The following is an 11,245-nucleotide window of genomic DNA, read 5'->3' as shown; positions in this document are numbered from 1 at the left end:
CGCCAGCCCGGGTAAGTGCTGCCTCTCCTGCCTCTTCAGGCTGACCAATTTTGTCGATTAGCTTGGCCTGTAGCGCGGCTTCGGCAGACAAGGGTGCTTGGTCAAGAGCTGCCTTCATCGCTTCGACAGGCATTTTGCGGTCAAAGGCGGTTGAGGCCAAGAAAGCATTGTAAATGCTGCCCAGCATAGCCGTCGTGGCTTCGCGGTGTGGGGCATTAAAGGTTTTCTCGGTATAGGTGTTGACCGCGTTCTTATATTCTTTGAATTGTTCGAACTGGGGCAGAATACCAAACTTCTCCATAAAGCCGCCCAAGAACAAGGTCTCGGCCACGATGCCAGTTGCGGCAAAGTCTGTCGTGCCTTGCATCCACAATTCACTCGCCCCAGATACCGCCACATAGTTGGAGAGCGTTGGATATTCAAAGCCTTGCGCATGCACGATAACGAACTTACCCGTTGCCTTGAAGTCGATCATGGCTTGACGAATTTCTTCTGCATGGGCGGGGGCCATGCCGCCTTCGCTGGCGCGCACAAACAGGCCCTTTACGCTGCCATCCGTCTCTGCTGCCTGCAGTTTCCGCACAATATCGACGACTGCGGTGCCGCCGGCAAAGCCTGCAAATGGTGAGTTGGGAGGGACGTCGGTCACCGGGCCGCGCAGATCAAGGCTCAACACGGTGTGGGAAGGGGTGACGGGCGCACTGGAGCCCGCAACCGATGCCACCAAAATGATCGGGATCAGGATAAAAAATAAAACGAGGCCCAAAAAGACGCCTGCGATTGTAATAAAAAATTGCTTCACCCTGACCTCCACGGTGCCCGCGCCATCTGGTTCAAAAGATAAGCCGAGCAGGCACTCTAATCATACTTGGTGATATAGGAAATCGACTGCTTCGACTAGCGCCAGATACAAGGCCGACAGTGTGTTCAGCGTCGCCCCTTACTAAGTTGTCGAGCAACAGACTGGGCGGCTTTTTGGCCTTGTCGCCATGCACCGCCGACAGTGACCGCCAAAGGATCGTCACCGCCATCACCTGCGAAAAACAGTCGATCTTCAACGGGTTGCGAATAGATTTTTCGCGCATTGGCATGGCCTACTGTCTGATGGGGGTAGGAGCCAAGGGCGAGTGGGTCACCTTGCCAATTGGTGGAGCTTGCAGCACTTACGCGCGCTTGTGTCCCGATCACATTTTTGAGTACATCTAACGCGAAGGCCTCTAGCGCTGCAGCGCCTTCTTGGTACAGGGCGCGCGATACAGGACCCGGGATCAAAGCCGTAATCATGCCTTTATCTGGTGCGCTCACCAGCGCGTGATACTGGCCTTTTTGAATATGGCTATTGGAGAGGGCATATTCGGGCAAGTCTGGCATGGGTGCGGGCAGCACCATGGCTACTTTTTCCAAGGCTCCCATGGGCAAGTTAGCCAGTGCGGTTTGCTTTGCGCTTGGGAGAGGCGGATCAAACCGGATTGTGCCGCGGGCCAGGACGCCTGTAGGCACCGTGATAATGACTTTTCTTGCAGTTAACTGCCCGAAATTTCCGATGGCGGTAACGCCATGGGTATCATTCCAGCGCAGCGTCGAAACGGGGCAGTTTAGACGAACATTCAACCCGCCTGATAAGCCCAGCACCAGTGGTCCCATTCCGTTTATCGGAATTAAGTCTTCGCCTGCCTCAAGATCGTAATAGCCTTGAAGCGAGACCAAGCTTGGGTCTTCGCCCATTTCCACGGCAAAGATATTGGCGACATGGCGTTGCGCGGGGCTCGGATTGGGTAAGGTCGCACCCAAAGCCCGATCATTTAGGCGGGCAAAGGGCAGAAGCTGGCGCATTTCCCAGGCTGCTACGGCCTCTGTCGCGTCCTTCCAAGACGGATTGGTACTTGGAGCTCCTTGATGAAAAATATTGCCATTGTCATAGCTGCTTTCCAGCAAGTCGATCCCTTTAGTTCGCGCCAAGGGCACTAAAGGGTTGGTTGCTTTGTTATGCAGCCAATAAGCGCCGCGATCAAACGAGCGGCCCAACGTTTGGGTGTCAGTATAGACACGACCGCCAATCCTGTTTCTCGCCTCCAAGACTATGGCGCGAATGCCAGCCGACTTGAGCTGTCGAGCCGCTGAAATGCCCGCGACGCCAGCACCTATGATAATCACGTCCGTGTCGGTGACCGCTCCGGCCTGCGCCGAAAAAGCCAAGGTTGAAGCTGTAAGGCCCCCGACTAGGGCACGGCGGTGAAGATTGGTCATGAGCGGCACTCCAAAATATGAGATTAATCTCGTATTTGCAAATATGAGATAAGTCTCATATTGTCAATACGGCTAATCGCGATGCGTGAGGAGAGATAGGTGATGACGGTTTCGATAGCCAAAGCACCAAGCCAAGATCGGGGTCAGCGCCGAGTGGACCGGCTTTTGGATGCGGCAGCAGATTTGATTCTGGTGCATGGGGCCGAGGGACTTAGAATGGATATGGTCGCAAAGCATGCGGCCACTTCGCCGGGCTCGCTCTACCAATTCTTTCCTAATCGCGCTGCACTCTTGACGGCTTTAGCAGAAAGATATGGTGCCGTAATTGAAGCCATTGCAGAGAGAAATGTACAGGGCCAAGCAGCAAATCCGCCAGCATCCATCGAACAAGCTGGTCGTGATTTCCTCACACCATTCTTGGCTTTCTACGAAGCCAATCCTGCTTATGTCATACTAACAGAAGCATCGGATCGAATATTTGCGGGGACTGGCTATGCCTTTGGCGAGGATGACCAAGTTTCCCTTAAGATGAAGGACGTGTTGCAGCCGTTCATAGCGTCTGGCCATCAAACTCGGTTGGACATTGTTTGTAAACTGCTGATCGCGACCACCCATGCGGCCATCGCCGCGGCCGTTAAGCTACCCACAGCAGCCAAGCGTGACTGGGTAACGGAGCTAGACGCCTTGATTATTGCTTATCTGCGCTCGCTAAACTGAGGCTTTGATAGAGCTAAGGCAGTATTGAGGTTGGATGGCAGTGCTTATGTGATCAAAAGTCTTGCACCGCAGGCCAAGCGCGTCTATTTGCCTGCCTCTCTTGGGGTGTCGCCAAGCGGTAAGGCATCGGTTTTTGGTACCGACATTCCTAGGTTCGATCCCTAGCACCCCAGCCACTCTTTCCGCACAATACAAAATCTCGTTTGTTTTTAGGGTTTGGCCGGTACGGCCAACGCCAGCCAAACTTCGTGACGGCGCAGAAACGGTGCAGTCCAAGGCGGATCATAGGACGCAAAGATCGGTTCCCCCATCGGCGTCAGTTTTTTGCCTTGAAGCCAGGTGCGCAATTCCTCACTCTTTTGTGCCATCGTGGCTTGGCTGCCAAAGCCCGAGAAGGTGATCACGCCGTAGCGCTTTGCCGGCTCTTCCAACAAGCGTACATTTGGGTCGTTAGGGACGGGCATTGTCGCCAGCGTTGAGCCTTCTGGCATGATAAAGCGCACCTTCCACTCTGCCCCAGCATCTTGACGCGTGACTGGGGCGGTCATGGCGATGGACTGGCCTTCTTGCTGCCGGGTGACCGGAGCGGTCATCGCGATGCTGGCACGTGGTTTATTCCCGCCAAAGATATAACGCGCTAACGGCCTAAAGCCGGCATTTGCGGGATCGCCACGCCCCTCCGGCACGCGAACTTCGGCGACCACTTGGCTATCATAATCTCGGATCTCGAACGTGCCGTCGCGCAGAACCCGCTTAAAGGTAGGCTCAGGTGTGTCTGCTTGCGTAGGGCTTGCAAGGCCAATGGCGCTGAGCAACGGCAGGAAAAGGGCGAGGGCGGGGCGCAGGAGAGATTTGGTCATAATCTTAGTACGTTCCCAGCCTGCATTTGGTTCAAACATCACGCGTTTGGGCCTAGCCTATTTGCTGCCAGACTTAAATTTAAAAGTGTGATTTGCGCCTTTCATAGGGGGCTCATGTCCTTTAAGGCATCGCGCGCGTTCCTGAGGCGCATTGTCCTGCTCTGATTGACAGAAGTGACCCAAGAATTGACTGTGACTTTTGACCTGTTACCCGATGCCGCAGTATATGATGCCGACGCTGAAGCGCTGTATGCCCTAGCCTTTGGTCCAGGGCGACATGCAAAAGCGGCTGCCCGCCTGCGCGAGGGTAACAGCTGTCGTCGCGACGTATCTTTCGTGGCGATATCAGAAGCGGGCGAACTCGTCGGCGCATGCCGCCTCTGGCCTCTGGTTACCGATCAGGGCCATAAAGCGTTGTTCTTAGGACCAATTGCGGTTGCGCCGGATCAACAGGGCCAAGGCTTGGGCGGCAAACTGGTCGAGGACTGCCTAGCTGCCAGTGATAACCTAACGGGCCTGCCAATCATTTTGGTGGGCGACCTCGCGTTCTTTGAGCCCTACGGCTTTAGGCGGGTGCTGAAGGGGCAAATGATTCTGCCGGGGCCTGCTGACCCAAACCGCCTCCTTTGGCGCCCCAGCCCGGGCTTGGACGTAGCGATCCCAGCAGGCAAACTCTTGATCCAAGCCGCGCTTTAAAGTTTGCGGCGCGAAGGGGTCAACCTACCCTCTCGCCACCAGCTCAACAGGGCCAGCGATACCAGCAAGATCGCATAAACCCACGGCGGAAGCATCGCGTTTCGGCTCGTTGCGGTCACGCTGGTGGCTCCTGAGCGCCTCAAACCCAGCCCATCGGTTCCGGCTTTCTGGCTCTTGCCTAAGCGGGTGATGTTGGGCAGGGGGCCAGTACCCGCTAACCCAACCCACGTCACACTCCCTCCACCTTGCTTGGCTTGCGGGTCTGCGAGCGTCGTGGGGTCTGCTGTTAACAGTCGCGCTTCGTTGGGATTGCCAATGCCCGCGACAATAAAAGCGCTTTTGTCACCCGATTGCACAAACACCAGTCCAGGCTTAGCCATCTGGCTCTCGCCCCGCCAAACTCCTGGCCCAGCAGCAGAAAGTGCGACCGGGAAGGTTTGGCCCGACAAGGTGACTTGGACAGGACCTGGGTCTTCGCCGCTTTGCCGCTCAATCAGAAGACGGCCAAGCTGGCTGCCCAGAATGAGGCGATCTGCCTCGAGGTCGGCTTCCTTCATTAGCCAATGGGCCGTGCGGCGAAAAAGCTCATCAAACGGGCCGCCACCATCATAGCCCCGACGCCACAGCCAAGCCTGATCACTCATCACCGCAGCCACGCGTCCGCGGCCAACTTGGCCTAAAACCAGCAAAGGTTCGCCCACGCCTTCTAACAAGACGTCCCCGGTTGCAGTAGATGGTTGGACGCGCAGCCACTTGCCCCATGTGTCGGATTGCTCAGCCAAGCTGGCAGAAACCGGATGGGTGCGGCCGCGTTCTGTTAAGGTGGGTCGGAACGCCGTTTCAATCGGTTCCCCACGCGATTGCACGGGTAGAATGCGGCTCAATGGCGTAGACTGTACCCCTTCATCAAGTCCTTCAGATGGCCCGGCCAGCATCAAAAAGGCCCCGCCACCCTCTACCCATTGTGCGACAGAGTCGAGATAGGCGTCCGGCAAAACCGAAAGCCGCGAGAAGCGGTCAAAAACCACCAAGTCGAAACTATCAATCTTGTCGAGAAATAATTCCCGCGTCGGGAAGGGGATCAGCGATAGTTCCTCTGTTGGCGTAAAGTCCTGTTTCTCGGGTGGTCGGAGAATGGTGAATTGAACTAAATCCACGCTTGGGTCCGACTTCAAGAGATTCCGCCAAGCCCGTGACCCCGCATAGGGCTGGCCTGTCACCAGCATGACCCGTAGACGGTCGCGAACGCCCGTGATCGAGAGCGCGAGCCCATTGTTCGCGGTTGAAACTTCACCGGCGACCCCCGGTGTTTCAATGGCAATTGGCACAAGTCCGCGTTGCGCAATTGGCACTTCAATGACGATATCTTCGCCTGTCGGCACGTTTAGCGTCTGTGGCGCATCTGTGCCGACGCGAACCGTCAAAGGAACCGAACTATCCGTATCTTCGACCCGTACAATTACCTTGGTGATTTCACCAATCGGCGCTTGCTTGGGTGCTGACCTCAGATCAATTCGTCGGTCGCGCTCTTGCGGGCTACCAACAAGGACCTGATGCAGCGGGAAGGGGCGGGCCGCGTCATCCCCGTCGATAAAGCGACCATCGCTGATGATAATCGCGCCTGCAACCCGGTCTGGCGGGATATCGGCAAAAGCTTGATCAAGGCCTGCGCCAAGGGCCGTGCCTGCGCCTCCGCCATCAAAATCGGTGACGCGGACTTCCAGATTTTCAACTTGGCTTAAGCGCGCTTTCACTGCGCTAAGTGCGGCCTCGGCACCTTTTGTGCGATCAGACAGAGCCATGCTCTCCGAACGATCCACCAAAATGCTGACAATGTCCGTTAGGGCGACACGCTCTTCTTGTATTTGGCTAGGACCCGATAAACCGATGAGTGCGACGACCAAAAGGCACAGGCGCGTAACTGGTGCTTTGCCACCCAAGCGCGCGTAAAGGCCGACCAAGACCAGACCCACAATCGCGATGCCCAAGAGGACTGCGGGCGGAAGCCAAGGGTCAAAACCCAGTTTGATAAGGTCCATGCCCATTATCGTGGCTGTTCCTGCCTGCGACCCAGTCGCTCCAACAGTGCGGGCGCATGGACTTGATCGGCCTTGTAATTGCCAGTTAGCGCATAAAGAACGACATTGATGCCGACCCGAAGCGACACTTCATTGGCGCTCGGTCCCGTTCCATCGAAACCTTGCGGCAGGCCATTGGGGGCCTTGGCCCAAGCGGAGACCCAGTCACCATCGCCAAGAATGAGTGGCGAGACGCCGTCATTGGCACTGGCTGCCGCAGAAGCCTCTGTTTCAACCCATAATCGCGCATCTGGATAGCGGCCGGGAAAGCGCTGAAGGATGTAAAAGGCTTTGGTCAGAACGTGGCCACTTGGCACGGGGGCCAAAGGTGGGGCTTCTATGCCGCGTAAGGCCGCGCGGGTAATCTGGCGTGCCATGGCTGGCGTGCGGCCTGCACCACGGGAATCAATGAACAAGACGCCGCCGTTTTTCATATAGCGGTCTAAGGCACTGGCCACTTCGGGCCGGGTTTCTGTAACGCTATCGCCTAAAGTCCAGAATAGGATTGGATATAACGCCAAATCGTCTCGCGCCGGGTCTAGGCCAATCACGGTACCCGGTTCCACGGATGTCCGATCACGTAGCGCCCGAGAAAGCCCTTCAAGGCCCCTTTGGGTTTGTAAGTCCTGCGCTCCGTCCCCTGTTTTGACGTAGGCGAGTGAGAGATCGCCTTGGCGCTGACTGGCTTTATTTTTTTGCGCCAAGGCCTCTTGCGCGCCGCCAAACAACATAAGGCTGGCTAGCATAAGGCTTATCAAAGTCGCGCTCGGCTGCCGCTTCTTGCGAGCCCAACCAAGCGCCTTAAGCCCCGCAAATTTTTGTGCAAGGAGGAGGCTGATGAGCATGTCTGCCAGCAGAAGGACCATGCCCAAGCCAAGGAGCGGACCAGATAGCGACTGAGGCTGCTTTTCGGCTTGCGCCACGCGTTCGACCTTTGGCAAATCTGGTAAAGGGTCCAACCGCAAATTGGGGGCGGCTGCTTGCAAGATCCAGCGCACGCCACCGCCTTCGTAAATGCCTGGCGGCTGATCTAGGCTAGGCCGCAGCGTTTGAACGTCCTCGGCTCGAATGGGACGAATCTGGGGGTCGGGCGTGCGAAATGCGCCAAAGCCATCGAGCACCAAGACCGGTTTCAAAGGCGCAGTGCCAGCCACAAAATTAGCTGGAATGGCGCTAGTTGCTGCTTGGGCAAGCACGCGACGCAACATGGCGACCTGCAAGCCTGAAAAGGCTACATCGCTCCAAGCTGGGCCTGCCGTGGTGTGAAACAAGACGACTTTGCCTTTGCCTAATCCCCGTGCCGTAACCAAAGGTGTCCCGTCCGACAGCCTTGCCCAGATTTGTAGCGCTTGGTTATCGCGGGTCGGCGCCGATGCGGCTTCGCCGGTTTCAGGGGCCAAGACCGCGACTTGGGTAACGCGCGCATCGTCTGGAACGGGTAAGCCAGCAAAAGGGCTCGTTCGGTCAAATGCGGCCACCTTGCCAGCATTGTCCCACGTCATGCTGCCGCGCACCGTGCGAGGTTCAGGGCCAAGCGCGGCCGGGATCAGTGGGCTTGGACCCGCGGCCAATATCTTGGGCCCTGCCGTTCTGATCAAAAGGCCGCCGGCCCGGACAAAGCGTTCCAACGCCTCTTGGTCTTGCGGCGCTAATTCGCCTGCATCCGGCAGGATCAACGCATCCAGACCGGCCTCTGCCAAGCGCGAGAGATTGGCGCGCGTCAAATCGGTTGAGGGTTTGAGTGCTTCTTCCAAATAATGGGCATCAGAGAGGAGGGGCTGATCGTCTTGGCGCTCGGCAATCAAGCCGGTGCGGACGCGGCGGTCAAAGGCATCCAGCAGAAAAACGCCCCCGGCTGAGCGTGCGTCAGCGGTGCGTAAGGCCGCGACATCGCGCATGATCACGGATTCTAGAGCAAAGCTGACCCCAGTTGGAACCACAGGCTGCGTGGTCTCCCGCAACCTCTGCCCGCGACTATTCACTACCTCTAGCCTTTGCGTCCTGTTGGTAGACGGGCCTGCCAACAGGCCAAGGCTGTAGCCTTCGGAGGTAGCTGCTGCACGCGTAATCGCGACCGCGCCTTGCGGCACGCTGCGTAACGCAACAGCACCAAGCTCAGTCAACTTGCTGGCAAATTCCTTGCTGCCAGTATGGTCCACACCGTCTGAAAACCAGAGAATGCGCTGGCCCTTTGGAAGACTGGCCAGCGCCTTTGTTGCCCAAACAGGGTTTGGCAAAATAGGCTTGGGTTGAGCTGCGAGAATGCGCGCAGCGGCTTGATTTGGGCTTAAGACCTCAAGCGGCCCAGATTGGCCGCGCCCACTTGCCGTCAACAAAAGGCGGACAGGACCGTTTGCTGCCCGGGCGGTTTGGGCTGCTTCTTCTGTGACTGCACGCCACGCCGGGGCCGATGTCCAACCGTCGTCCAGCACGATCAACAAAGGCCGCGGATCGGGCGTTGTAATCGGATTGAGAACCGGACCTGCAAATCCAAGCACCAGAAGACTGAGGGCAATCATCCGAAACCAAGCGAGCCAAGGCGGGGTCTTTTTCGGGGTTTCTTCGGTGTTTGGCAGTTTGGCCAAGAGGGCTGTAGGCGGAAAAACCTGTTCACGTGGTGCGGGCGGCAAGGCGCGAATGACCAGCCAAATCAGCGGTAAGGCAGCCAATGCTAACAAAGCTAAAGGGGTCGTGATGCCCAAAGGCCCAAGCGTGAACATGCTCAACCCACCCCGAGGCTGGAGGCCCCGCGACCGTCCAACAAAGCCGCTGCCTGTAGGGTCACTGGCAAAGCAGGTTGGTCAGTGGCGTGGGTGACCAAATGACCCCGAGCACCAGCAAGGGCAGCCCGAAGTGCTTCGCCATGGAGCCGATAGATGCGCTGATAATCGTCCCGCGCGGCACCGGCTTGGCCGATGATCACAGGCGTGTTGGTTCCAGGCGCCATAAAAGATACGCGGCCTTCAAATGGAAAGGCTTCCTCATCTGGGTCGCGGATCAGGACAAAGAGGACGGGCACGGCTCCCGATGACAGGCGACGCAACCGCTCTGCCCAGACCTCAATCGGTTCAAGTCCGTCGCTTACAATGAGGATTTGCGATTGCTTCCGATCATCAATCGGAGCTTGCGAGTCAAAGTGCGCGCCACTGCTAATCAGAGCCTCTAGGAATGCTTCTTCTTGGCCCAGTGCTTGGCCGCCCAGAAGCGTGCTCACCCGCTCACCCCCCGCCTTTGCGGCCATGGCCAGTGCGAGTGCGACCACCAAAGCGCGTTCAGCCTTGGTGGGGTGACTGGTCTGATTGCGCCACAGCATCGATGGTCTTGTGTCGACCCAGATTTGCAAAGAGGCCGGGCTTTCACGTTCCATCTCGCGGACAAAGAGCCGGTCAGAGCGCGCAGATCGTCGCCAGTCGACTTGCCGCAGGTTCTCGCCATCGAGAAGTTCGCGGTGCTGCCAAAAGGCTTCACCCATGCCAGCGCGGCGTCGGCCATGGGCACCTAGCATCAAGCTAACAGCGGTTTTGCGTGCATCCATCAAAAGGGCAGGCAGGCCATTTGCCAAAATCTGGGCATCGCCAGCCAATTTGGCAGGGATAAAAGCCTGTTGGCTCGCCTTCATGCGGGTCGCAGTGCCTCTTGTACCAAGCGGTCAATCAGTTTTGCCAAATCAAGGCCGTCAGCACGTGCTCGCCAGGTTAGCGCCATGCGGTGGGCGAGGGCCGCGCGCGCAACCGCGGTCACGTCATCCAAACTTGGGCTGACCCGGCCACGCAAGAAAGCGCGCGCTTTGGCGGCTTTGATCAAGGCTTGGCCTGCACGCGGGCCCGGCCCCCAGGCAACGAGGTCACGAATCTCAGGATCCGTCGCGCTCTCTGGCCGTGCAGAACGGACAAGGTCGAGAACCGCATCGAGGATTTTCTCGCCCACGGGCATGGTGCGCACAAAGCTCTGAAGCGTGGCCAGCTCACCGGGTTTTAGGGCTTGCTTTGCGACTAAATCGCTATCGCCCGTCGTTGCCAGTAAGACTTGACGCTCCGTCTCCCGATCCGGGAAGGGCACGTCAATCTGTAACAAGAAGCGGTCTAACTGCGCTTCGGGCAAGGGATAGGTACCTTCTTGCTCAATTGGATTTTGCGTCGCCAACACGAAGAATGGCTCCGGCAGGCTGTAGGTGACGCCGGAGACCGTTACTTGGCTTTCTTGCATGGCTTGCAGCAGCGCAGATTGGGTACGTGGGCTCGCCCGGTTGATTTCGTCAGCCATCAAGAGGCTGGTGAACACCGGGCCGCGCACAAAGCGGAAATCGCGTTTGCCAGTGCTATCTTGATCCAAGATCTCCGACCCGATGATATCGGAAGGCATCAAATCCGGTGTGAACTGTACCCGGCCCCAATCAAGGCCCGTTGCAATGGCTACCGCCTCGACCAGACGGGTCTTTGCAAGACCCGGCGCGCCAACGAGCAGGCCATGACCACCGGCCAAGATCGTGGCGAGCGTTAAATCAATCACCCGCTCTTGCCCGAGGATCGCCCCCCCGACGCCGGCGCGAACCGCGGCAATGGTTTCAAGGGCGCGATCAATGCGTCCAGTGGTCTCGTCGGATGGTGTTTGATTGGCCATATTACTCATCGACCTAGCCTAGCCTGA

At 57.6% G+C, this 11,245-nt stretch carries 9 protein-coding genes and 1 tRNA gene; 3 read left to right on the top strand and 7 right to left on the bottom strand.

The window, feature by feature from the left end; all coding sequences use genetic code 11:
* Positions 1 to 802, bottom strand: an 802-nt coding sequence (locus tag ACIQ20_RS09775) for a S49 family peptidase (RefSeq protein WP_395779799.1), incomplete at its 3' end; no start/stop codon positions are given.
* A gap of 125 nt (positions 803 to 927) precedes the next feature.
* The gene (locus tag ACIQ20_RS09770) at positions 928 to 2,247 is read right to left on the bottom strand and encodes a flavin monoamine oxidase family protein (RefSeq protein WP_395779797.1); all 1,320 of its coding nucleotides are present in this window, start codon (positions 2,245 to 2,247) and stop codon (positions 928 to 930) included.
* A gap of 102 nt (positions 2,248 to 2,349) precedes the next feature.
* On the opposite strand from ACIQ20_RS09770, the gene ACIQ20_RS09765 reads away from it, so the two are divergent.
* Entirely contained in the window at positions 2,350 to 2,964 is a 615-nt protein-coding gene (locus ACIQ20_RS09765; RefSeq protein WP_395779795.1) for a TetR/AcrR family transcriptional regulator, read from the top strand.
* A gap of 101 nt (positions 2,965 to 3,065) precedes the next feature.
* Positions 3,066 to 3,140, top strand: a tRNA-Gln gene (locus ACIQ20_RS09760).
* 33 nt (positions 3,141 to 3,173) lie between these two features.
* Here ACIQ20_RS09760 and ACIQ20_RS09755 read toward each other — a convergent pair.
* Complete coding sequence (locus ACIQ20_RS09755) at positions 3,174 to 3,824, bottom strand: SOUL family heme-binding protein (RefSeq protein WP_395779793.1); 651 nt, start codon at positions 3,822 to 3,824, stop codon at positions 3,174 to 3,176.
* Positions 3,825 to 3,998: 174 nt separating this feature from the next.
* Here ACIQ20_RS09755 and ACIQ20_RS09750 point away from each other — a divergent pair, with 174 nt between their 5' ends.
* Positions 3,999 to 4,520, top strand: a complete 522-nt coding sequence (locus tag ACIQ20_RS09750) for a GNAT family N-acetyltransferase (protein ID WP_395779791.1) — start codon at positions 3,999 to 4,001, stop codon at positions 4,518 to 4,520.
* Here the strand turns inward: ACIQ20_RS09750 and ACIQ20_RS09745 are convergent.
* Genes ACIQ20_RS09745 through ACIQ20_RS09730 form a run of 4 tightly spaced genes read right to left on the bottom strand, consistent with a single transcriptional unit; the run spans position 4,517 to position 11,227 of the window.
* The gene (locus ACIQ20_RS09745; protein WP_395779789.1) at positions 4,517 to 6,559 is read right to left on the bottom strand and encodes a hypothetical protein; all 2,043 of its coding nucleotides are present in this window, start codon (positions 6,557 to 6,559) and stop codon (positions 4,517 to 4,519) included. The genes ACIQ20_RS09750 and ACIQ20_RS09745 overlap by 4 nt on opposite strands.
* Before the next feature lie 5 nt (positions 6,560 to 6,564).
* Positions 6,565 to 9,318, bottom strand: coding sequence for a DUF4159 domain-containing protein (locus ACIQ20_RS09740; protein WP_346383733.1), 2,754 nt, complete (start codon positions 9,316 to 9,318; stop codon positions 6,565 to 6,567).
* 2 nt (positions 9,319 to 9,320) lie between these two features.
* The gene (locus ACIQ20_RS09735; RefSeq protein ID WP_346383734.1) at positions 9,321 to 10,217 is read right to left on the bottom strand and encodes a DUF58 domain-containing protein; all 897 of its coding nucleotides are present in this window, start codon (positions 10,215 to 10,217) and stop codon (positions 9,321 to 9,323) included.
* Positions 10,214 to 11,227: a MoxR family ATPase gene (locus ACIQ20_RS09730; RefSeq protein ID WP_346383735.1), complete on the bottom strand. Its 1,014-nt coding sequence runs from the start codon at positions 11,225 to 11,227 to the stop codon at positions 10,214 to 10,216. The genes ACIQ20_RS09735 and ACIQ20_RS09730 overlap by 4 nt, the downstream gene beginning before the upstream one ends.
* Positions 11,228 to 11,245 lie beyond the last annotated feature (18 nt).

This window comes from Aquidulcibacter sp. (assembly GCF_044346625.1).
Taxonomy (GTDB): domain Bacteria; phylum Pseudomonadota; class Alphaproteobacteria; order Caulobacterales; family Aquidulcibacteraceae; genus Aquidulcibacter.
This window is presented reverse-complemented; position numbering and strand designations above follow the sequence as displayed.

Excerpts from the sequence above, each read along its gene's own strand:
- ACIQ20_RS09770 (WP_395779797.1), bottom strand. The coding sequence starts at position 2,247 with ATGACCAATCTTCACCGCCGTGCCCTAGTCGGGGGCCTTACAGCTTCA.
- ACIQ20_RS09765 (WP_395779795.1), top strand. The coding sequence starts at position 2,350 with ATGACGGTTTCGATAGCCAAAGCACCAAGCCAAGATCGGGGTCAGCGC.
- ACIQ20_RS09755 (WP_395779793.1), bottom strand. The coding sequence starts at position 3,824 with ATGACCAAATCTCTCCTGCGCCCCGCCCTCGCCCTTTTCCTGCCGTTG.
- ACIQ20_RS09745 (WP_395779789.1), bottom strand. The coding sequence starts at position 6,559 with ATGGACCTTATCAAACTGGGTTTTGACCCTTGGCTTCCGCCCGCAGTC.
- ACIQ20_RS09740 (WP_346383733.1), bottom strand. The coding sequence starts at position 9,318 with ATGTTCACGCTTGGGCCTTTGGGCATCACGACCCCTTTAGCTTTGTTA.
- ACIQ20_RS09735 (WP_346383734.1), bottom strand. The coding sequence starts at position 10,217 with ATGAAGGCGAGCCAACAGGCTTTTATCCCTGCCAAATTGGCTGGCGAT.
- ACIQ20_RS09730 (WP_346383735.1), bottom strand. The coding sequence starts at position 11,227 with ATGAGTAATATGGCCAATCAAACACCATCCGACGAGACCACTGGACGC.